Genomic DNA, 22,436 nt, shown 5'->3' with positions numbered 1-22,436 from the left:
TAAATAAGCGACAAAGCATAAAAATTCTGGGAAGAATCTTAATGTTTCGTTGCTTATTTTTTATCGTATTGTTTTTATTGAGGTATTAATTTTGTACCGAGCATAATTGGCTAATTTAGTTAAAAAAGGATCTAACTCCTCTTCGCTAAAACTAGTTTTAATAAAGTAACAACCATCCCCACTGATTTTATGGAATTCCTCAACTTTGTCAGACTGCTTAATAAAATTTTCGAACTGTTCAAAATTCGTCGAATTCATATATACCGTGATTAATTGAACTCTGCTTATTTTTTCTTTTATTGTATAGCCTTGAATCACTCCTGACTCTTCTAAATTTTTTATTCTTACCCCCACTGCTTGTCCTGTTAAATGAATTTTTTCACCAATTGATTTATGGGATTCTCTTGAATTCTCTTTAAGCATTTTTATTATTTTTTTATCTAAATGGTCCATCTAAAATTCATTCCTTTCATCTTGAAAATAATCTTGTCTATTATTTTTCAATCTTTAAGTTTTTTTGGTCTATTTTTTCATTCATCAATTACTTATCTTCTGTAAATATAATAAAATAAACTCATCAATTATACGAGGTGAAATAATATGAAATTAGGATTAATTATTATCGATATTCAAAACGATTATTTTGAAGGGGGACAAATGGCTCTTGAAAACACGTCTCAAACACTAGCAAATATTATAACTATAAAAGAGTTCTTTGAAAGAAATCTTTTACCAATCTATCTTGTTCAACATATAAATGATGCAGAAAGTGCTTTTTTTAGAAAAGGAAGTTTTGGAGCAGAAATACATGCGGATCTTTTTCCCATTGCAACTAGCAATCATTTAATTGTTAAGCAATTTCCAAACAGTTTTTTGAATACTGATTTAGAAAATAAGCTTAAACAAGAGAACGTTGACAAAGTGGTTATCGTCGGAATGATGACGCATATGTGCGTAGATTCAACAACCAGAGCTGCAAAAGAATTGGGCTACGAACCCATTTTAATCAGTGATGGTTGTACTACAAGAAGCTTGAATTTCAATTCAAAAATGGTCTCAATGAATGATGTACAAACAGCATTTTTTAGCGCTTTGAGCAGTTTTTCCGAAGTGATGACTGTCACTGATTTCTTAGATGTTAACTAACTTTTCAAGCAACAGAATAATTAAGGCTCGTAAATGTTCTGAAAAATAATATTCGTTCAAACTGTGTAGTGAAAATGTCGATTGATTTAATTCAACATTTACTACGCAGTTTTAATTATTTATCTAACGATACTTGACCTTACTTTTATTAAGGGTAAATAAGTAAGAATTTCTTGAAGCAGAATTAAATGACTTTTTGTTCGTTTCATCTCTTATTTCCCTTGATCCTTAAACTAATGTTATTTCCACTTAGTGTATAGAATAGAAATAAACGATTGAGTAAGCTTTTTCATTAGAATGCACACTTAACCTTCAGACAATTTAATCATTTGGCACTTTTTCAATTTGGCTAGAACCGAACTGAAAACGACTTGAAAACAGCAACCACTGTCTATCCAAGGATGCCAACAATAGCGTAGCATTAGCTTTTTTCGTTGTACCTTTTTTTGACACACAACACAAGAAGAAGCTAGGTTTCTTCAAGCTACTATTATTGACTGATTTAGGTATTGGACACCACGCCAATACCTTTTTTTATTTCTATTCTATAAATGTTTATTAAAAATAGCAAAATAAAAAACGGCACCTTACAACCTGACTAGAATCATGTTGCAAGGCCCCGAATACGCAGCAACCACTGCTTATCCGAGTTGCCGATAGCGCGTACCGAAGTACCCGCATGTTTTATTGTACTTAATTTTGAGGAATTTGACTAGTACATTTGGCAAATTATTTCTTCTTTTTGACGATTTTACGTTTTCTTTGGCGAACTATTGCACATGATGAGGCACAAATAGGTCTGATCTTTTTTTATTTTCCTGTTTGGCTCAACAAAAAAATGGGAAGGAAGTAGCAAAATGAGTAAAGAACAGCATTTGAAGGTGGTCCCCTATCAAGATATTTTGGATGTGCAAAGTGAATTGATTAAGTTAAGGTCATGGCAGAAATCGTTAGTCTATTTAGATGAATTTTTTGATGAGAAAACAACGAAAAATAAGAAAGATATACGAATGAGGTATTATTCTTACGCGCAGTTGCATCAGATTTTTTCAAATGACTTTGAAGACGTACTAACCAAAAGTGAAATAATTGTGAGACAGATGATGCAAAGAAGAAAAATTTCAGTATAGAAACGCATAAAAAAACGTAAGCAAGAGTAGCGTCTCATTTGCTTACGTTTCATTTTTATTCAATTCTTAGGAATTAAACCGATTGTTCACGGCCAAAATATTGTTTCCACTTTGTTTTTAAGTTTTGAGTCATTGGTTCTGAAGCTTCTTTAATCGCACAATATTTGTCTACCATTGTAACGATATAGCTTTCTTTATATTTCGGCGGGGCAATCGTTGCTCCCCACATATGTTTAAGAATAATATCACGCTCTAAATCAGAAAGCTCTGTTAATTTTTCTGCATTTTTCACGGCAATTCTTGGGTGCATATAGGCATGCGAGCCTTCATCAAACTTGGTTGTACGCCAATCATAGTAAAATAAGTCATGTAATAAACCTGCACGAGCGGTTGCTCTAGCATCGCCGTTCCATTTTTTGGCTAATTTATAACTATGGTAGGAAACACTGATTGAATGTTCTAAACGAGTTGAATGAACATGCTGTGTATAATCACCTAAGCGTTGTACTTCTTCGGTTGCTAGTAAATCTTCTACATACGACATATATTCTTGATCTTCACGCCATTTTTCAGTCATTAATTCTGGTTCCACCTTTTCTTTAAGCGACATCTACGATAACTTGATGAAAGTATAGCACCTTTAATTTAGAATTACTATGTTTTTAGAATTACGTAAAGAAAGTTTAATAATTGCTTTATAACTCACTGGCAATTGTCATAATAACGTAATCTTTACGACTAAAATAGTTTAACTAAAAGTAAGAACGGAAAACGAATCATTCTGATTACATTTCATTCGGAGCATGTAACCCAAGAAGTCTTAGGTCTTCTTTTAGGTTTGTTGCTACAGAATAAACTAAAGCTAAACGAGCTTCTTTTTGCTCATCATCTAAAAGAATTTTGACATGCGCATAATACTTATTAAACGCTTGCGCTAATTGAATCGCATGTTTAGCAATCACTGATGGTTCATATTTTTCAGCTGCTTGTACCACTGTTTCAGGGAATTTTTGGATTAATTTGATGACTTCCCAACTATCTTTGTCATTCAACGCATAAGCTTTTGTTTTATCTGGAACAAAATCAGCTTTTCTCAAAATACTCATTGCACGCGCATGTGTATACTGAACATACGGACCAGTTTCACCTTCAAAACGAACGACTTCTTCTAACACAAAATCAAAATTATTCAAACGATCGTTTTTCAAATCATGGAAAATAACCGCGCCAATCCCAACTTGTTTCGCAACGGTTTCACGATCCGCTAAATCAGGATTTTTTTCGGTAATTTGATTACTTGCTAGCTGAACCGCTTCATTAAGCACTTCTTCTAATAAAACGATTTTCCCTTTACGAGTCGATAATTTTTTCCCGCCTTGTGTAATCAAGCCAAATGGAACATGTGTCATATCATCTGACCAATCAAAGCCCATTTCTTTTAAAACAGCTTTTAATTGTTTGAAGTGATTTGATTGCTCATTCCCTACAACATATAATGCTTTAGCAAAATTATACGTACGTTTACGATAAAGAGCTGCTGCTAAATCACGAGTGATATATAATGTTGCACCATCTGATTTTTTGATTAAGGCTGGATTTAAATCGTAAGCAGATAAATCAACGATTTCTGCCCCATCATTTTCTTGCAACAGATGTTTTTCCTCAAGCATCGTTACAATTTCATCCATCTTATCGTTGTAGAAGGCTTCACCATTATAAGAATCAAATGATACTTCTAACATAGAATAAATTTTATCGAATTCTTTTAATGACTCTGTACGGAACCATTGCCATAAATCGTAGGCTTCTTGATCCCCTTCTTCTAATTTTTTAAACCACGCACGTGCTTCATCTTCCAACTCTGGTTGCGTTTCAGCTTCTTCATGGAATTGAACATATAATCGCAATAATTCATTGATTGGTGCATTTTTAACCGCTTCTTCAGAACCCCATTTTTTATAGGCAACAATTAGTTTCCCAAATTGCGTCCCCCAATCGCCTAAATGATTGATTCGAACAGGTGCGTAACCAATTTTTTCTAAAATAAACGCAATTGAGTTTCCAATAACTGTAGAACGTAAGTGTCCCATTGAAATTGGTTTTGCAATATTAGGTGAAGACATATCAATCGGCACTTCACCATTTTCACCAATTGAGCTATCGCCATAATGATTTTGTTCTTTCAAAACTTGACCAATAACCGCTTGGCTAACTGCTGCTTTATTCATGAAAAAGTTCAAATAAGGACCAACGACTTCGATTTTTTCAAAGTCTTTGCGATCAATTTTTTCTGCTAAATCAGCAGCAATTTGTTGTGGTGCTTTACGATAGACTTTCGCTAAAGAGAAAGCGGGAAAAGCTACATCTCCATGATCAACCGATTTTGGATTTTCTAGTAACTGAAAGACTTCTTCTAGTGTTAAATCATCTTTCACTACTTCATAAATGGCTTTTGTTACGATTTCTTTGTTGTTCACGTGGTTTCCTCCTAGAATATTTAAATAGAACTGAATCAATGATTAGTTATCAATTTTCAATAAATTGTTTTTTCTTTGGCTTAATAGTATCAGAATGGAACAAATAATAGGACAAAATAAAAGTCTCTGATGTCAATAAACATCAGAGACGAGATTTCCCGCGGTACCACTCTATTTGCCCAGAAAAAATGGGCCCACTTTATCTGATAACGGCAGATAACCGTCTGCTAATGCAAATTCTCTTAAGTGCGTTTCCTAAGTTTCGTCATTTTCGGCTTTCACCTTCCCGAAATCGCTTGGCTGACTAAAAACGAAGTACTCTCTTTTTCATCAAATCAGTATGAAACTGGGTTTATTATAGCAAATTTTTTAGTAACTGCCTAGTGATACTAAGAATATTTAACGATTTTTATTCCTTAAAAGGTCAAACTAGGATTGGCATTTAGCGTGTAATCGGCAACGTGTTGTTGTTCTACTTCCATAAAAGCAGCACTACCAATCATCGCTGCATTATCACCACAAAGATTTAATGGTGGAACGATAAATGTGATTTCTGGTAGTTCTTTCGCTAATGCTTCCTTCAAAGTCGTTCTTAATCCTTGGTTAGCTGCAACCCCTCCCGCTAAAATCAGTTGTTTGACGGGATACTCTTTACATGCGCGAATTGTTTTCGTGACTAACACTTCAATAACACTAGCTTGGAAACTGGCAGCTAAATCTTCAACAGACAGTGTTTCTCCTCTTTGTTCCGCATTATGAACTAAATTGATAAAGGAACTTTTCAACCCACTAAAACTAAAATCATAATTATCTTCTTTCAGCATTGCTCGCGGAAAATGGTAGGTATCCTGCCCTTGATGAGCGAGTTGATCAATTTCTTTCCCACTTGGATAAGAAAGTCCTAAGACACGCCCTACTTTATCGTAAGCTTCTCCAGCAGCATCATCTCTCGTTTCACCAATAATTTCAAACGAACCTGATTCTTTTAGGTACACTAACTCGGTGTGTCCGCCACTTACAAGCAACGCTAGTAAAGGAAACTTTAAAGGTTCGACAAAATTTGCCGCATAGATATGTCCTGCCATATGATTGACGGGAATCAACGGTAAGTCATTGGCCCAAGCAAACGCTTTGGCAGCAGAAATTCCAATCAACAACGCGCCAACTAAACCTGGTCCATAAGTCACTGCAACAGCACTTAAATCAGTCGTTGTTACATTTGCTTGTTCTAATGCTTCCTCAATACATAACGTGATTTCTTCTACGTGATGCCGACTTGCAACTTCAGGGACCACACCACCAAAGCGACGATGACTTTTGACTTGAGAAGCCACAATATTAGAACAAATTTTATTGCCATCTTCCACTACAGCAACACTGGTTTCATCACAGCTACTTTCGATTGCTAGGATCAATTTTCGTTCCTTTTTAAAAAAAGACATAAACTGGTTTCACTTCCTTAATTTTAAACACATAATTAGTGCATCTTCTTTTGGATGCGAATAATAATTTTTACGTATGGCTATTTCTTCAAACCCTTGTTTTTGATACAATTTTTGTGCCACTCTATTCGAGCAGCGAACCTCTAAGAATAATTGTTGAATTTCTTTTTGTTTTAACGATTCGCTGAGTTCTTTTATTAGTTGTTTGCCATAGCCTTGGGATTGAAATACTTGCTTTATAGCCACATGCGTTATTTCGGCTTCATCTAAAATAAGATGACAACTAACAAAACCCACATACTGATTTTCTTTCATTATTATAAGGTAATGACTATATTCAAGTTTTAAATCCGCTAAAAATTGCTCTTTTGACCAAGGTGAACCATCTTTATAAGCATTTTGACAAAGTTCCCATAAAATTAACGGTAAATCAATTCCCTCAATCTCTTCTTTTCGGTATATTTTCATTTCGTTTTCCATTATAAATCTAAAACCATTTCCAAAGCATCTTCTTTATCCCCATCATAATAATTTCGATGGATAGCTCGCGACACAAAACCCATTTTACGATAAAGTCGTTGCGCATTTTTGTTACTTAAACGAACTTCTAATGACATAGTTTCACACTCGTGTTGTTTGGCAAATTTTTTGACTTCTTTAATTAATAGTGTTGCAATTCCTCTGCCTTGATAAGTGGTATGTACAGCTAAATTTGTGATGTGTCCATCGTTTTTGATGATGCGAGAACCAATAAAACCAATGACTTTCCCCTCTTTTTCAATCAATAGATAGAGATTTGGTTTAGCGGTTTTCAATTCGGAGACAAAAGCGCTTTTTGTCCAAGGCATCTCGCCAGAATAAACTTCTCGTTCAATAGCCAATAAATCTTTGATGTCATTTAAAGTGATTTTTCTTATCGTATAGTTCTCGTTTAAAATTGTTACGGTTTTTTCTACCGTTTCTTGTTCTTCAGAAGTAAACATTGCTAAGATTCGTTCAAAAGGATTAAATTTTTTCAACATAATTTTGGCCCTCATCTGTATGATCTTTCAACCAATTTTCTTCTGCTTCCACACGTTTTAAATAGTCTGGTAAAAAATCATGAATCGAAACAGGCTCCGCTAATCTGCCTAATTCAGCAAGTACTCGTCCAGATGGAATTTGCCAAGCAGGAACCTCGTTAAATGTCGCATTTGGTAATGTAGTTTGAATAATATCTCGAAATTTTCCCACATCTTCTCCAACAAAATAAACAGAAGGCAATTCTTTCAACTGCTCTAACCATTTTTCAAGAGAAATGTGTTGGTCTGCGATGGTGTTGGCACAAATACCATCTTGATATTCGTAACAGCCAGTATAAACATTATTTCTTCTGGCATCGAACAGAGGAACAATTGGTCCTTTTACTAACATACAATTAGCCGCAAGTGTTTTTAAACTAGAAATTCCGACTAATTCTTTCTTCATTGTGTAGGCTAATGTTTTAGCAGTTGTAACGCCAATCCTTAAGCCTGTATATGAACCAGGTCCTTTTGCTACTACGATGCGGTCTAAATCGCGTGGGGATAAGCCCACAGCTGAAACCAAATTAGAAATCGCCGGCATCAAGGATAAGCTATGGTTTTTTTTTACGGTTATTGTATACTCGCCTAGTAATTGTTGATCTTCAGAAACGGCAAGTGTTAATGTTTGGTTAGATGTATCGATGGCTAAAAGTCGCACAAAGTCTCGTTCCTTCCATTGTAGAGTCCGATTTATTGTAGCATATTTTACTCTTTGGTAAAAGAGGTGGATGATAATTGCGAAACGCAAAAACGAAAATAGAACCGTCTCTATCATAAATTTCTACACTAACTTATTTTTAGCTTACAAATTTTTTCAAAAAACACTAAGAATATTATTACAATACTACTTTAGTCTTGTTTTCATTTGAATCATCTATGGTATAATTATTTTAATAATCAATTAGGAGGTATGAGTTAGATGGGATTGATAAAAGCAGCAGCAAGTTCTGTTGGCGGCGGTTTAGCTGATCAATGGTTAGAGATTATTGAACCAGATAATATGAGTGATACAACTGTAATGACTAAAGGGGTTACAGTTCGAAAAAATGATAAACGAAATTCAAATCGAAAAGGAACGCAGGACGTTTTAACGGATGGTTCTGTTGTTCATGTTTATCCAAATATGATGATGATTTTAGTCGATGGTGGGAAAATCATTGATTACACTGCTGAGGAAGGCTACTATACAATTAAAAATGATTCTGCACCATCTGCCCTTAATGGTTCGTTAAAAGATGCAATTTCTGAATCTTTCGATCGCTTTAAATTTGGCGGCGTAACTCCTCAAAAACAAGAAGTATTCTATATTAATTTACAAGAAATTAAAGGCATTAAATTTGGTACCTCTTCACCTTTAAACTATTTCGATAATTTTTACAATGCTGAATTATTTTTACGTGCTCATGGTAATTATTCAATCAAAATTACGGATCCATTGTTATTTTTCACAAATGCGATTCCTCGAAATAAAACACAAGTAGATATCAATGATATCAATGAGCAATACTTGGCAGAGTTTTTGACTGCATTACAATCAGCAATTAGTCAAATGTCAGCCAATGGCGAACGTATCTCTTATGTTCCTTCTAAAAGTCTAGAATTAAGTAAGTATATGTCAACTGTTTTAGATGATAGCTGGCGTGAACTTCGCGGTATGGAAGTCGTGGCTGTCGCTGTCGCAAGTATTTCATACACTGATGATTCAACAAAATTAATCAATATGCGAAATCAAGGAGTAATGTTAAGTGATCCTGGTGTTCGTGAAGGATATGTTCAAGGCGCGATGGCTCGTGGAATGGAGGCTGCTGGAAGCAATGAAGGCGGTGCTATGAACGGATTTATGGGTATGAACATGGGCATGAATACAGGTGGTAATTATTTTGCTCAATCTTCACAAAACAATCAACAACAAATGCAGGAAAAACAAAACCAACAAGCCGCTCAAGGCGCTGCGGATACTTGGACTTGCCCACAATGTGGAACTGAAAATACAGGTAAATTCTGCTCAAATTGTGGAACACCAAAACCAACTAATGATAAACCAAAATTAGAGATGAAATGTAGCGAATGTAGCGAAGTGGTTGATTTATCAAATGGCATTCCAAAATTCTGTCCGCATTGCGGCAAACCTTTCCAAGGAATCCCAATCTAAATCAAATAACGTTTTATTAAAATCGGAGAGGTTGAAACAAAGTCAGTTGATGATTGTTTCAGCCTCTAATTTTTAAATCAAATAGTGGACAGAGAAATCATTTTTTTGTTAAACGAATTTTTTGCAATAGTTAAACTTTTTCTTTATTTATTTCTTATTTTAATGATTTCATTTATGCCACTATTTTTTATGCACCAACTAATAGAATAGAAAGGAATTCAATGGATGGACACACTTACTCATAAATGCCCTAATTGTGATGGGCCCTTAGTCTTTGATCCTAAAGATCAGAAATTTCATTGTAACTACTGTCTTAGTATCTATACGGAAGATGAAGTTACGTCCTATGAAAAAGCTCAAAGAGAAGCTCGTCTAGATGAGCAAGCGACAGCTTCAAACGAAACAGATACCTATACAGCCGAACAACAAAAAGAAACGATGTCTAGTGCAGACGAATCCGTTTTTAAAGAAGCGACTGGAACAGATACTGCAACAGAAGATACCTTAGAAGGAGCAATGGAGCTTTTCTTATGTCCAAGTTGCGGTGCCGAAATCGTAACTGATGCGACGACTGCAGCAACTTATTGTTACTATTGTCATAATCCAGTTGTTTTGTCAGGTCGTTTAAGCGGCGACTTTTCTCCTGAGAGTGTACTCCCTTTTGCGATTGAAAAAGAAGAAGCTATCGAAAAATTTTTATCATGGACAAAGAAAAAATGGTTTGTTCCTAAAAACTTCTTCGATAAACAACAAATTGAAAAACTAACTGGCGTTTATTTCCCCTATTGGGTCGTGGATGCAAAAATGACTGGTGAGTTGCAAGCAATGGGAACCTCGATTCGAATTTGGCAAATTGGAGATATTGAATATACAGAGACTAAGCAATACGATGTTACTCGAGCGGGTAAATTATCATTTAAAGAATTGATTAAAAATGCTCTTTCTAAAAATGTTCAACAAAAAATGGTTGAAGGCGTGCAACCCTTTTTGCTAGATAAGGCGATTCCATTCAAGAGTCAGTATTTGGCCGGTTTTCAAGCTGAAAAACGTGATATTGAATATATCGAGCTAAAAGATTCTGTTCAAGATGAATTGAAAGATTATGCACAATCTTTACTACAAGACACTGCTTCAGGTTATACCACACTTTCCAAGGTACGAAGTTCGGTCACTATTCAAGATGAGAAAAATCATTATATGCTATTACCAGTTTGGTTAGTCACTTATCGTAGTAATGAACAATCCAAAAAGGTTTATTATTATGCAATGAATGGTCAAACAGGTAAAGTGAGCGGGGTTTTACCTGTAAGTTATAAACGTTTAGGGTTATTTACCTTTGGGGTATTCGCGATTGTACTAATCCTCTTTTTAATTGGAGGTTACTTACTATGAAAAAATTAAGTTTCTCACTATTTATGATTTTATTTTTCTTCTGCTCTTTTCCTTTAATTTCTAAGGCTCAAAGTGACTCGATTGATGATCAAGCAGGATTATTTTCTACAGAAGAAATTACTCAACTACAGCAAAAGATAACGAGCTTAGAAGAAAAGACAAAAGCGAGTATTTTTATTCTAACGGATGATTCAAATGATATTGATTCACAGCGAGCAGCAGATTATTTTATGCTTGATAAAATCGGGAAAGATGAAAATGGTATCACCTTCTATATTGATATGAATCAACACAACTTTGCAATCTCAACCTCTGGGAATATGATTGATTATTTTACTGATAGTCGAGTTGATACTGCGTTAGATGGTATCGAGCCAAGTATGCGAGCAGGAAATTATCTTAGCGCAGCTAACTCTTTTTTAACAAGTGTTGATCAAAACTTTGAAAAAGGCGTTCCTGGTGGTCATTATCGAATTGATAGTGAAACTGGTAAAATCACTCGCTATCGTACGTTAACAACAACAAAAATTATTGTAGCATTGGTTGTTGCAATTATTATTAGTGGCGCTTTCTTTGCAATCAGTGTTTCAAAATATCAATTGAAATTTGGTAGTTACAAATATCCATTTAGAGAGAAATCTTCTTTATCCCTCTCGACCAAGGAAGATCGTTTGATTAATTCCTTTGTCACAACGCGCCGAATCCCTCGAAACAAATCTGGCGGTGGTGGTTCTGGTGGTGGTGGAAGTACAACACACAGTACCGGTGGTGGGACTTTTGGTGGCGGAAGTCGCGGATTTTAGACTTTATTAACTAGTTAAAAACTATTGCTAACCTCAAGAAACGTTGTTACTACCACTTGTTAAAAGTTCAATATTTTAAATTATTTTCAAAATATTCATTAATTATTAAAGTCAAAACAACATTTTTTCATTTTGTTTTGACTTTTTTCTATTGTAAAAAAAAAATGTAACTTTAAACAACACTATTCAATAATTTAAAATTAAAAAAAACTTTTCACAATTGGTCGCTTAATAATTGAAACTAAACACTTTCGTCAAAGATCAATCTTCTATTCTTCGCATTTAGTAGCACTTTTCAAAATTGAATTTAATGATATTTCTTACAAATAGACTTGTTAAAATAGTATAAATAGTATAATTTAAAATAAATATTTATTCACAAGAAAAAAGAGTTCTTTACATTATTTAAAGAAAGAAAAAAACAACCTAGTAAATACATTTTATTTACTACGTACTGAACTTTAAGCAAAATAAAAAAACACACTATTTTTTTTAAAACTCGTTTAACTAGTCAAAAGTTCTCATTTTTTCTATTTTATTTTTTTTTTTTTATATAATAAAAAAAATTACATTTGTTTTTAGCGGGAAAATATCTTTGTATTTTATCCCACATTTTATAAAAAAAATAAAAATAACTGTGCATCTTCACACAAGTCAAATAGGATAACATAAGTAAATTAGTAGTAAATTAGTGATTTTTTTCTCTTTTACTTTTTAATTCTACATGAATATCCATAATAAATACGCTTATTATTCTAAATTTTTCTTCAATATTCCCTTATAACAAGTGATTCCTTTAAAACACTAGCTACTTTTATAAAATAAATAAATATCCAACTTCTTTGTAAACCTCACTTGCAAACGAGTTGACTATTGAATCGAAAAGTATTAGGATAAATTGAATTTAAAAAAAAAGAAAGAAGTGCTATTATTGGAAAAGAAACTAAAAAGTAGATTATCGTTTATTATTGTAAGTATTTTGTTTATTGCTCCCCTAACATTATTTGGTCTAAAAACAGCTGCAGAAAGTATTCTTTCTTGGGGCGGAGAAGCAAATATTGAAAAGATAAATAATAACTTAGATGAACTAAATGGATTACTGGGTGCGAAAAGCCAAAAAATTGCTGATTTAAATACAGAAGTTACAAATAAGAAAAATCAACTCTCTCAAAATGATTCAGAGCTGACTAACTTAAAGACCCAAGTTAATAATTTAACAAATGAAAAAAGCCAGTTACAAGGAACAATCAATTCTTTACAATCAGAGTTAGATAACAAAAAGGCTGAATTAAATAACAAACAGCAAGAAGTGAATAATAAACAACAAGAAATTCAGCAAAAAGCAGGAGAAATCCAACAAAAAATTGCTGAATTACAACAAAAAGACATAGAAATTCAGCAAAAAATTGAAGAAGGAAACCAAAAAGTATCTGAAAAACAACGTGAAGTTGATAGTAAAAATCAAGAAATCAATTCTTTAAATCAAAATATTAATGAATTAACAAATCAAAAAAATCAATTACAAACTCAATACGATGAGTCTCAAAGACAATTAGCTGATGCCGCTAACCAAATCACTGGACTTAAGGAATATATTAATAAATTAGAAAAAGCTCGTCAAGATGTCTCTAGTACAGCCAATAAATCAGATCAAATTCTTAGTCAAAACAAGTAGTCAAAGACAAATTTTAAAAAAAATAATGAAAAACACCAACGTTTTCTGCTTAAATCTTGGGGAAGATTGCATTCGTTGGTGTCTTTTTGTATCTATTATCATAATGTAAATTAATTATATCTTAATTACAGTAAAAAGTAAACAGTTTATTTGAGATATTTTTGATATAGCAGCTACTACAAACTCTAATAGCAATTTTTATCAATTAACTGAGAGAATGAACCAGCCTACAAATCCGATTAATGACTAAAAAGAGCTTATAGATATGAACCTACTCTTTTTTATAGAAGGGATAAAACGTTGAAAAATGTTGGTTTACTATTGGGTTATCTCTATCTTAAGTTAGTAAGCTTATATTATGAAATTTGACAGTGATCTAGTAATCCTGATCGAACAGAAATCATAAAGTGAATATAAAATAAGCGATAAATCACAAAAATAAGAATAACTTACTAGAATTATCTCCTAAAGCTACTTTTTTTTATTAACATTTTATTAATTATTCATGCTTTTTAAAGAAATTAACTGCTATTTTCTTCTAAGATTTTTGACGAAAAATAAATAGTTAGCTATTATTGATATATGAATAGTCATGAACTCAATTAATTTTTTTCTGATTTCTCAACTATCTCAATTTATTTTATTAAGAAGATTTCTAGGAGGAAAAATAATGGCAATAAAAGGTACGTATAAAAATATTTTAGTAGCAGTAGATGGCTCAGATAGTTCTTCCATTGCATTTACAGAAGCGGTTGAAATTGCTAAGAGATCAAATGCGACTCTTCACGTAACAGAAATCGTTGATAATTTGCATTCTTCTATGCCTAAAGATACGGTTGCTTCTCAAAAAGAATTAGCTTATGAACATATCGATGAGTATATCGAACGATCAGCAGATTTAGGTCTAACGACACCAATCAAAGCAGTTGTTGAAGTCGGTAGTCCTAAACATCTTTTAACAACGACGATTCCTGAAGCAGTTGCAGCTGATTTAATTGTTATTGGTGCTAATGGTAAACATTTTCTAATGAATACTTCTATTGGCTCCGTAGCTAGCTATGTCGTAAATAATGCTCCTTGTAGTGTTTTAGTTTCAAGGTAAAGTGTGTAACTTGTAAATTCATTAAATAAGTACAAAAAAGCAGCTCTTTTTCAGAGCTGCTTTTACTATTAAATAATCTTGAAAGTGGGTGAGACAAAAGTAAAAAACACTTTTGTTTTATCTTTTAAAACCGAACAAACGGTGGTGCAAAAGTAGCTCTTTCGGAAATAAGCCGAAATTTACCAAAAATTTGAAGAGCAATTTTCGGAAATTCCTTCTTATTTCTCAGAGCTAACCACTTTTGTCCCAACCTCATTTTTCAGCAAGAGCTTTATCGGTCTTTTTGATTTGCTTACTTCTTAATTGACCACACGCTGCATCAATGTCTGTCCCGTATTCTTTTCTGATTACGCAATTAATCTTATTCTTTTTCAAAATGTCATAAAATTTCAATACATCTTCTTTGTCACTACGGCTATATTGATCATGTTCACTAACCGGATTATAAGGAATTAAATTGACAAAGGATAATTTTTTCTTGTTTTGCAGTAAATCAGCTAATTCTTTTGCGTGTTCTGGACGGTCATTGATTCCTTTTAGCATGATGTATTCAAACGTAATGCGTCGATTGGTTTTTTCTAAATAACCATCGACTGCTTCCATCAACTTTTCGATTGGGAAACTACGGTTAATACGCATAATTGAAGTCCTAACTTCATTATTTGAAGCATGTAAAGAAATTGCCAAATTGACTTGCAAGCCATTTTCAGAAAAGTCTTTGATTTTAGGAACTATACCACTAGTTGAAACAGTAATATGACGAGCCCCGATAGCTAAGCCTTTTTGATCATTGATAATCGATAAAAAGTTCAATAAATTCTCATAGTTATCAAAAGGTTCCCCAATGCCCATTACAACGATGTGACTCACACGTTCTTCTTGTTTACGTTGATCGAAATAATGTTGAACGGCCATGATTTGAGCCACGATTTCTCCCGCTGTCAAATCTCGTTGTTTTTTCAGCAAGCCACTGGCACAAAAAGTACAGCCAATATTACATCCTACTTGAGTCGTTACACAAACAGACATCCCGTATTCTTGACGCATCAATACCGTTTCAATCATATTTTTATCTGGTAGTTCAAATAAATATTTGACTGTTCCATCTTTTGCTTCTTGTACAATTATTTGACGTAAAGGATTAATCACAAAATTTTCTTCCAATAATTCAATCAACTCATTAGAAATATTCGTCATTTCAGAAAAAGCAGTCACACGTTTAATATAAAGCCATTCCCAAACTTGTGTCGCTCTAAATTTACGTTCACCATGCTCAATAAACCACTCAATAAGTTGTTCTTTCGTTAAACCAAAAATGGATTGTTTTTCCACTATTTCTCCTCATTTCTTACGATAAAAGATTCGCTTCATACTATAACTTATTCTATACTTGAATGCAAGTAGCTCTAGTATTTTCTCATAAAAAAAATGAAGAAGCTTCACAAAAATTTGGAACTATTTTTGTGCGCTTCCTCTTAATTGTTTGCTTTAGATTTATCCTTGAACTAAACGATAAACTTTTTTGAAGTAGAAAATTCGAGCAATCAAGTAATAAACAACTTGAATCAAGATAAAGGTCCCTAAAACTTGCCAACCGGCTAATTGCATTCCTTGATTGAAAATATGATACATCGCGGTTAAGGCCACTGCTCCATGAATGACAGAAACAATGATTGGGGTAAAGAATAGAATCCCTACTTGTTGATTAATCATTTTTTTAAGTTCATGTTTTGATAGGCCCATTTTATAAATCATTTTGAATTTTTCTACATCCACATCTAAATCACTATACAATCTGAAGTAAAGGAAACTTCCTGCAGAGACGAAAAAGACAATGCCGATGAAAATTCCCACAAAAAGAATAGGGGCAAAACTATCGGTAATCGATTGTTTCATATATGTTTTAGCCCACAATAAATGATTGTTTTCTTGTGATTTACCGATTGCTACCAATTGATCGTAACTAACGTCTTTGGGTTGCCAAACGGTTGTTGTTGATACATCGAGTCCATTTAAGTCTGTTTCATCTGGAACAACAACCGTTGGGTTATAGACAGATAAAACCGTACTTTTTTCAATAGCTTCAACAGATAACGTTGATTGATTTGGTAACGTTATGGTGGTTAATTTATTTTCATTATTCATGTTAAAAGAATTACCTGATTCAATTTGAATGGCCGATTTTGTTGGATCAAGTTCTTTTTGATTGATTAGTTTTGCTAATTGATTATATTCTGAAGCCTTCACGAAAGTTACATTTTCTGTTGGATTCGTAAATGATGAAATCGAAATTTTCTCCGCTTGAATATCATGATCTGCTAGATATTTGCTGAATTCCTGATCTGAACTGGCAATATCCTCTGTCTTACCAGAAACTTCAAATTCATAAGGAATTTCATTGACTGATCCTAAAATCATATTATTAAAACCATACAATGTCCCAATTGCGGCAAATGCAACGGTCGAAATAATTGAAACTAAGAAAAATGAACGTGCATTATCTTTCATCCGAAAAGCTAAATCAGAGAAGACCACCATATTGGTTTTTTTCCAAAAAATCGATTTCTTTTTCTTCAAACCTTCAATAATTGAAACACTTAATTGATTGAATAAAAATCTCGTTCCGACTACCACAAGGAGAATGACTGGAATCATTACAAAAATAATCATTGTTCCTTTAGTTACTAAAGCAATTGCATAACCTAAAGCGATTAAAACAACCGCTAAAACTGTTTTGATTTTAGAGCTTTTAATGGTTCCTTTACCTAAATCACCCGCTTTTAATAGTTCTTGTAATTTTAGTTTCGGTAACTTTAATTGAATAAAAAAAGAAATCGCTAAAAATAAAACTGCAAAAGACAATAACGTCACGCCAAATGCTTTAACAGGTAAATAAAAAGAAAAATTGACATGGATTAATTGATTACTCAACCATAAAATGATTTGAGAAAATAAAATACCTGCAATACTTCCAATGATGGTTGCAAAGAAACCAATCACCAAATTCTCTATAAAAACCATTTTTTTCAATTGTTTAGGACTCATCCCTTGAATCATCAATGTCCCAAATTCTTTTTTTCGGGATTGGATAAAGACATCCATTGAATATAAAACAAAGAAAAAGGCAAACGCATAAATGATTACGGCGGCTGTCAGCATCCCAATGCGAGCATTCTCATTCAAACCACTTGCTAAAGCAGGATGAAAAGCAAAAACGGTAAACGTGAAAAAGACCATCACTGAAAACAATGTACTTAAGAAATAGGCCATGTATAAATGCTTATTTCTTATTGTATTTCGAATAACAAATTGATTAAAATTCATGATCTACACCCTCAATCTCAGCTAATTTCACCATGATCTCTTCATAAAATCGTTTTTGGTCGCCTAATTGATGGATTTCGTCTACTAATTCACCATCTTTGATAAATACGATTCGTTTACAGTAACTTGCCGCTAAAGGATCATGAGTCACCATTAGAATCGTTGCTGCTTCTTGTTCATTTAATTGTTGTAATAACTCCATCACATCTTTGGATGATTTAGTATCTAAATTTCCAGTGGGTTCATCAGCTAATAATAATTCTGGTTGATGAATCATCGCTCTAGCTACTGCTACTCGTTGTGCTTGTCCACCAGAAATTTCCGCTGTTCTTTTTTTCAATAATGCAGAAATACCTAAGCGCTCTGCTAAAACATGTAATTTCTTTTCCATTACTGAAATTTTTTCACCATCTAAGGTTAATGGCAAAACAATATTTTCTTCAACGGTCAACGTAGGCATCAGATTAAAACTTTGAAAAACAAAGCCTAATTCTCTTCTTCTAAATTTAGCAATTTCTTCTTGGTTTAATTCATTTGGATTACTACCATTCAATAAAATTTTACCTGAGGTTGGTTGATCGATAGTGGCTAATAAATTTAAAAAGGTACTTTTCCCACTACCTGAAGGTCCCATAATTCCAATAAATTCACTATCATCTACAGTTAAATTGATTCCTTTCAAGGCTTGATATTTAATTTCAGTTCCGTATGTTTTGGTTAATTTTTCTACTTGTAACATTTTTTATTCCCCTTTTCTAACTGGCTTTTTTTTCTCATTCATAGTGTAAATGAATTTAAAACTATCTACCATCGAAAAAAATAACAGGTTGCTTACAAAATTGTAAGCAACCTGTTGGGTTATTCTAAAGGTTCATTTGGTAACAAATCCTCTGGTTCAGGCTCAAGAAATACTTTTCTTGGTTTACTGCCTTCAGAAGGACCAATCACTCCGTGTTCTTCTAACTCATCAACTAATCTCGCTGCTCGATTATAGCCGATTCTAAAGCGACGTTGTAAGAGCGAAATACTAGCGGTTTGCATTTCTACTACTAAGTTTTTGGCTTCTTCATAGAGTTCATCTTGTGAAGCTTGATTGCCACTTTCTGAAGCGACTTCTTCCGTTGGCATCATATTTTCTTGATAATCCGCTTCTTGTTGATCTGTAACAAATGAAACAATGCGTTCTACTTCTTGATCAGAGATAAAGGCCCCTTGTACCCGAATTGGTTTATTTTCTCCCATTGGTAAAAAGAGCATATCTCCACGGCCTAACAGTTTTTCAGCGCCATTACTATCGATAATCGTTCTTGAATCCGTTCCACTAGAAACGGCGAAGGCAATTCGTGAAGGTACATTGGCTTTGATAATCCCTGTGATAACATCCACACTTGGTCGTTGGGTTGCTAAAATCATATGAATTCCTGCTGCTCGAGCCATTTGAGCTAGACGAATAATAGCATCTTCTACTTCATTACTAGCTACCATCATCAAATCAGCCAACTCGTCAACGATAACCACAATAAACGGTAAAGAGGGATGATTTTCACCCATTTCCAAATTTCTTTGCGTAATGAATTCATTATAACCCGTGATGTTTCGAACCCCTGTCGCTGCAAATTTTTCATAACGAAATTCCATTTCTTGCACTACTTTTTGCAAGGCTTGAGCCGCTTTTCTGGGATTAGTCACTACAGGAGTCAAAAGATGAGGAATACCATTATAGACATTCAGCTCAACCATTTTTGGATCAATCATCATCAATTTTACTTCGTGTGGCTTCGCACGCATCAAGATACTTGCGATGATGCCATTGATTGCGACTGATTTCCCACTACCTGTTGATCCTGCAATCAGTAAATGCGGCATTTTAGTCAAGTCTGCTGATTGAACCATTCCAGAAATATCACGACCTAAAGGTACTTCTAACAACTTATCTGGATGGCTTGGCTGTGATTCAATAATATCTCGAAACGATACGGTACTCACCGACGTATTTGGTACTTCAATCCCAATCAATGATTTTCCTGGAATCGGTGCTTCCATCCGAACATCTTTTGCGGCTAAAGCTAGCGCAATATCATCAGTTAAACTAACTACTTTACTAACTTTTACACCGACAGCAGGTTGAATTTCAAACTTAGTGACAGCAGGTCCTAAACTAGCTTTAACGACTTTCGCATCGACACCAAAACTTTGGAAGGTTTGCTCTAATACGCCAATATTTTGTTCAATTTTTTTATATTCTCCGCTTTGATCGGCAGATGGGATCGAATCCAATAGTGTAGATGGTGGCAATTGATAATCACGATCTTCTGCCTCAGCTGAAATTTCAAAATCAAGCTCGCCACTTTCTTCAACTTCTGGTGCCAACTGAGGTTCACTTTTTGTTTTAACTGTTTCAGTTGGTTGCTGTTGAAACGTGTCGATTGGTACTAACGTAAGTTGTTCAGGCTCATCAGCTTCGGATTGTGGAACAAGCTCTTTTTGTTCTTGTGCTAATTTTTCTCCTGGTGTCAATTCACGTACATCATTTTTCATTTTTTCTTGTGCTTGCTTTTCAATCTTCGCTTGCTTTTCAGCTTTTTTCTGTGCTTTTTTCGCTTCTTTTTGTGCCTGCTTTTCTTCGCTTTGAGCTAAAAGACTGTTAAGCTTTTCGCGCACTTGCTGCAAACCATTGGTTACTTGTTGGAAATCAAGCATACTGATTAAATAAACGCCTAGCAACATTAAAATCACAGCCACCATATAGCTACCCAATTGAGAAATTAAAAAGTACGTGCCACGGTATAAAACTGCACCAATCATTCCCCCACCAACATTTTGAGAAACCATATTTCCTTTTAAATCAACAAACAATAAATCCCAAGTCATCCCAATAATATCAGGTGCTTGACCGACAAGATTGCGAAACATTTGTGCTTGCAGAAATAGTAAAACACCTAAATAAAAAATAAAGCCACCGATAATTGGTCTTTTTTTCTTTATTGGGAAGTTTTTTCCATAAATGATAATTAAGAACCCATAAATCATTAATAAAATCGCTGCAAACGAATAGGTATTTCCAACGACCATTCGTAAACTATTGGCAATCAAGGTGCCTAAAAAACCTAATTTTAAAAGTCCAAATAAGCCAAAAAAAACAAAAAAGAGGCCGATTATAATGAAATTAAGATGCTCTTGTTGTTGTTGCTGTTTTTTTGTTTTCTTTTTTTTCGCAGTTTTTCTTTTTTGTGCCATTAAACATCCCTCTCTCTATCATTCTCTATTATACATAAAAGTAGAGACGAACAAAAGTACCCCTATACTTTCTATTTAAATTTTTAGAAAGTGTAGAGATACTATAGTATTTGGCTCTTGATAAATGACACACAAAGAAGACAAATAAAAATAAATTAAAAACGTTGTCCAAAATTCTATTTATAAACTAAAAATGGAAAAAAGTAACTTTCGAAATTTGTATTTCTCAATAATAATGGTGCAACTACTTTTGGCAAAACTTTATTTAACGGTAAAAATCAAAGCGACCTTTAGCCATCATTTCCTTAATACCGCCTGTTTCTAACAACGAACGGTCCATGATCGCTTTTTTGATAAATGAAGCTGGGTAGCCTTTAACTTCGACTTTACCAACTTCACCGAACGCATGGCTATTACCTATCGACGCAACGGAACCAAGGGATTTGAACGTAAATTCTTTAGTTGGCTCGCCTTTGATTTGGGCCTTGATATTTTTTCCTGTATGTTCACCCATTTTTAACGCAATTTGCGCTGTTGTTGGATATGGACGGTTGGTTTCTTGATCCATCACAGCTGAACAATCACCGATAATATGTACGTTATCATTATCAGTATCCGTTAAATCGGGACGAACCATGACACGACCACGTTTAGCAGCAAAACCTGAATCGCCAACGACATGGCTACCGCTGACACCCGTTGTCCAAATAATTGTTTTCGCCTCTAATTCGGTTAATTGATTCGTTTCTTGATCATCTAAATAGACAACTGTATTTTCTTTGATTTCTTTGATTGGTTTACCAACTAAAAATTGTACGCCCCATTTTTTCAAATGATCAATCCCGTAAGCACCTAATTTTTCACTAAACATTGGTAGTAAGCGAGTCACCGCTTCAACACAATAGATTTGAATTTTTTCTGGATCAACACCAGCGATTTCAGCTAATTTTTTCTTTCCTTCTACTAACGAACCTAATAATTCGATTCCAGTAAAACCAGCACCACAAACCACGATTTTTAAAGCTGTTTCGTCTTTTGTTTCCCGATAAACGTTCATTTGTTCGGTAAGGTGTTGGTAAACTTTTTCTGAAGTTGGAATATCAACCATTTTTAATGAAAATTCTTCAACTCCTGGAATCCCAAATGATTCAGATTCATAACCTAGCGCAACAACTAAATAATCATAGGAAATAGGCTCTTGGTCTTTTAAATGAACCTGTTGGTTTCCTTTATCGATTTTTTCAACTGTCGTTTGTAAGAATGTCGTACATGAGTCTTTTACAACATCCTCGATAGGATAGGTAATTCTTTCTGATGTTTGAATCCCTGCCGCAACTTCATGAATATCAGTTGCTTCAAAATGATAATCGTTCTGATCGATTAAGGTGATCTTTAGTTCATGATTTCCTTTTTGCAATTCATGTAACGTTCTCAAACCTGCATAGCCTGCACCTAAAATAACAACATGTTTACTCATTTTACACTTCTCCTC

19 protein-coding genes and 1 other annotated feature are annotated in these 22,436 nt (G+C 33.9%); of the genes, 7 read left to right on the top strand and 12 right to left on the bottom strand.

Translation table 11 applies throughout. The annotated features are described in order from the left end of the window. Positions 1-60 precede the first annotated feature (60 nt). On the bottom strand, positions 61-453 hold the full coding sequence (locus ACYSNW_RS15500) for an Lrp/AsnC family transcriptional regulator (protein WP_461746016.1): 393 nt from the start codon (positions 451-453) through the stop codon (positions 61-63). A gap of 147 nt (positions 454-600) precedes the next feature. Between ACYSNW_RS15500 and ACYSNW_RS15495 the strand changes: the two genes are divergently transcribed. Continuing rightward, positions 601-1,146: a cysteine hydrolase family protein gene (locus tag ACYSNW_RS15495; protein ID WP_461746014.1), complete on the top strand. Its 546-nt coding sequence runs from the start codon at positions 601-603 to the stop codon at positions 1,144-1,146. A gap of 857 nt (positions 1,147-2,003) precedes the next feature. Continuing rightward, complete coding sequence (locus tag ACYSNW_RS15490) at positions 2,004-2,276, top strand: hypothetical protein (RefSeq protein WP_461746012.1); 273 nt, start codon at positions 2,004-2,006, stop codon at positions 2,274-2,276. A 73-nt stretch (positions 2,277-2,349) separates the two neighbouring features. Here the strand turns inward: ACYSNW_RS15490 and ACYSNW_RS15485 are convergent, their stop codons facing one another. The 6 genes from ACYSNW_RS15485 to tsaB form a co-directional block, all read right to left on the bottom strand. Further along, on the bottom strand, positions 2,350-2,853 hold the full coding sequence (locus ACYSNW_RS15485; protein ID WP_461746011.1) for an HD domain-containing protein: 504 nt from the start codon (positions 2,851-2,853) through the stop codon (positions 2,350-2,352). A 208-nt stretch (positions 2,854-3,061) separates the two neighbouring features. Beyond that, positions 3,062-4,753 (bottom strand): arginine--tRNA ligase, encoded by a 1,692-nt coding sequence (gene argS, locus ACYSNW_RS15480; protein ID WP_461746009.1) that lies wholly within the window; start codon positions 4,751-4,753, stop codon positions 3,062-3,064. Between the two features lie 141 nt (positions 4,754-4,894). Beyond that, positions 4,895-5,093: a binding site (T-box leader), on the bottom strand. A 76-nt stretch (positions 5,094-5,169) separates the two neighbouring features. Then, the gene (gene tsaD / locus ACYSNW_RS15475; protein ID WP_461746007.1) at positions 5,170-6,195 is read right to left on the bottom strand and encodes a tRNA (adenosine(37)-N6)-threonylcarbamoyltransferase complex transferase subunit TsaD; all 1,026 of its coding nucleotides are present in this window, start codon (positions 6,193-6,195) and stop codon (positions 5,170-5,172) included. A 9-nt stretch (positions 6,196-6,204) separates the two neighbouring features. Then, complete coding sequence (gene rimI, locus ACYSNW_RS15470) at positions 6,205-6,663, bottom strand: ribosomal protein S18-alanine N-acetyltransferase (protein WP_461746005.1); 459 nt, start codon at positions 6,661-6,663, stop codon at positions 6,205-6,207. A gap of 11 nt (positions 6,664-6,674) precedes the next feature. After that, a complete protein-coding gene (gene rimI / locus ACYSNW_RS15465; protein ID WP_461746004.1) occupies positions 6,675-7,217 on the bottom strand; it encodes a ribosomal protein S18-alanine N-acetyltransferase in 543 nt (180 codons plus the stop codon). Beyond that, positions 7,201-7,917, bottom strand: coding sequence for a tRNA (adenosine(37)-N6)-threonylcarbamoyltransferase complex dimerization subunit type 1 TsaB (tsaB, locus tag ACYSNW_RS15460; RefSeq protein ID WP_461746003.1), 717 nt, complete (start codon positions 7,915-7,917; stop codon positions 7,201-7,203). Before tsaB ends, rimI (ACYSNW_RS15465) begins: the two co-directional genes overlap by 17 nt. Before the next feature lie 261 nt (positions 7,918-8,178). On the opposite strand from tsaB, the gene ACYSNW_RS15455 reads away from it, so the two are divergent. The 5 genes from ACYSNW_RS15455 (at position 8,179) to ACYSNW_RS15435 (ending at position 14,383) form a co-directional block, all read left to right on the top strand. After that, a complete protein-coding gene (locus ACYSNW_RS15455) occupies positions 8,179-9,411 on the top strand; it encodes an SPFH domain-containing protein (protein WP_461746001.1) in 1,233 nt (410 codons plus the stop codon). 225 nt (positions 9,412-9,636) lie between these two features. Next, positions 9,637-10,803, top strand: a complete 1,167-nt coding sequence (locus ACYSNW_RS15450) for a TFIIB-type zinc ribbon-containing protein (RefSeq protein WP_461745999.1) — start codon at positions 9,637-9,639, stop codon at positions 10,801-10,803. Continuing rightward, positions 10,800-11,606: a TPM domain-containing protein gene (locus ACYSNW_RS15445; RefSeq protein WP_461745997.1), complete on the top strand. Its 807-nt coding sequence runs from the start codon at positions 10,800-10,802 to the stop codon at positions 11,604-11,606. The genes ACYSNW_RS15450 and ACYSNW_RS15445 overlap by 4 nt, the downstream gene beginning before the upstream one ends. A gap of 931 nt (positions 11,607-12,537) precedes the next feature. Next, positions 12,538-13,281 (top strand): DNA-directed RNA polymerase subunit omega, encoded by a 744-nt coding sequence (locus ACYSNW_RS15440; RefSeq protein ID WP_461745995.1) that lies wholly within the window; start codon positions 12,538-12,540, stop codon positions 13,279-13,281. Positions 13,282-13,951: 670 nt separating this feature from the next. After that, complete coding sequence (locus tag ACYSNW_RS15435; RefSeq protein WP_461745993.1) at positions 13,952-14,383, top strand: universal stress protein; 432 nt, start codon at positions 13,952-13,954, stop codon at positions 14,381-14,383. A gap of 252 nt (positions 14,384-14,635) precedes the next feature. Here ACYSNW_RS15435 and rlmN read toward each other — a convergent pair whose 3' ends face one another. From rlmN to ACYSNW_RS15410, 5 genes are all read right to left on the bottom strand, one after another. Further along, the gene (rlmN, locus tag ACYSNW_RS15430; RefSeq protein WP_461745991.1) at positions 14,636-15,715 is read right to left on the bottom strand and encodes a dual-specificity RNA methyltransferase RlmN; all 1,080 of its coding nucleotides are present in this window, start codon (positions 15,713-15,715) and stop codon (positions 14,636-14,638) included. A gap of 162 nt (positions 15,716-15,877) precedes the next feature. Then, entirely contained in the window at positions 15,878-17,707 is a 1,830-nt protein-coding gene (locus ACYSNW_RS15425; protein ID WP_461745989.1) for an ABC transporter permease, read from the bottom strand. Continuing rightward, positions 17,697-18,446 carry an ABC transporter ATP-binding protein gene (locus ACYSNW_RS15420; RefSeq protein WP_461745987.1) on the bottom strand — a complete coding sequence of 250 codons (750 nt, stop codon included), beginning with the start codon at positions 18,444-18,446 and terminating at the stop codon, positions 17,697-17,699. The genes ACYSNW_RS15425 and ACYSNW_RS15420 overlap by 11 nt, the downstream gene beginning before the upstream one ends. Positions 18,447-18,565: 119 nt before the next feature. Beyond that, complete coding sequence (locus tag ACYSNW_RS15415; RefSeq protein WP_461745985.1) at positions 18,566-20,944, bottom strand: DNA translocase FtsK; 2,379 nt, start codon at positions 20,942-20,944, stop codon at positions 18,566-18,568. A 265-nt stretch (positions 20,945-21,209) separates the two neighbouring features. Next, entirely contained in the window at positions 21,210-22,421 is a 1,212-nt protein-coding gene (locus ACYSNW_RS15410) for an NAD(P)/FAD-dependent oxidoreductase (protein WP_461745984.1), read from the bottom strand. Positions 22,422-22,436: the final 15 nt, after the last annotated feature.

The sequence above is a fragment of the Enterococcus sp. LJL99 genome, assembly GCF_054871725.1.
The sequence above is the reverse complement of the archived record's forward strand: the minus strand, read 5'-3'. Positions and strand labels throughout refer to the sequence as shown.

Coding starts and splice junctions, on each gene's coding strand:
- rimI (WP_461746005.1), bottom strand. CDS start 6,663: ATGAAAATATACCGAAAAGAAGAGATTGAGGGAATTGATTTACCGTTA.
- ACYSNW_RS15420 (WP_461745987.1), bottom strand. CDS start 18,446: ATGTTACAAGTAGAAAAATTAACCAAAACATACGGAACTGAAATTAAA.
- ACYSNW_RS15425 (WP_461745989.1), bottom strand. CDS start 17,707: ATGAATTTTAATCAATTTGTTATTCGAAATACAATAAGAAATAAGCAT.
- ACYSNW_RS15410 (WP_461745984.1), bottom strand. CDS start 22,421: ATGAGTAAACATGTTGTTATTTTAGGTGCAGGCTATGCAGGTTTGAGA.
- ACYSNW_RS15455 (WP_461746001.1), top strand. CDS start 8,179: ATGGGATTGATAAAAGCAGCAGCAAGTTCTGTTGGCGGCGGTTTAGCT.
- ACYSNW_RS15495 (WP_461746014.1), top strand. CDS start 601: ATGAAATTAGGATTAATTATTATCGATATTCAAAACGATTATTTTGAA.
- rimI (WP_461746004.1), bottom strand. CDS start 7,217: ATGTTGAAAAAATTTAATCCTTTTGAACGAATCTTAGCAATGTTTACT.
- ACYSNW_RS15445 (WP_461745997.1), top strand. CDS start 10,800: ATGAAAAAATTAAGTTTCTCACTATTTATGATTTTATTTTTCTTCTGC.
- ACYSNW_RS15490 (WP_461746012.1), top strand. CDS start 2,004: ATGAGTAAAGAACAGCATTTGAAGGTGGTCCCCTATCAAGATATTTTG.
- tsaD (WP_461746007.1), bottom strand. CDS start 6,195: ATGTCTTTTTTTAAAAAGGAACGAAAATTGATCCTAGCAATCGAAAGT.
- ACYSNW_RS15500 (WP_461746016.1), bottom strand. CDS start 453: ATGGACCATTTAGATAAAAAAATAATAAAAATGCTTAAAGAGAATTCA.
- ACYSNW_RS15450 (WP_461745999.1), top strand. CDS start 9,637: ATGGACACACTTACTCATAAATGCCCTAATTGTGATGGGCCCTTAGTC.
- ACYSNW_RS15485 (WP_461746011.1), bottom strand. CDS start 2,853: ATGACTGAAAAATGGCGTGAAGATCAAGAATATATGTCGTATGTAGAA.
- ACYSNW_RS15435 (WP_461745993.1), top strand. CDS start 13,952: ATGGCAATAAAAGGTACGTATAAAAATATTTTAGTAGCAGTAGATGGC.
- ACYSNW_RS15415 (WP_461745985.1), bottom strand. CDS start 20,944: ATGGCACAAAAAAGAAAAACTGCGAAAAAAAAGAAAACAAAAAAACAG.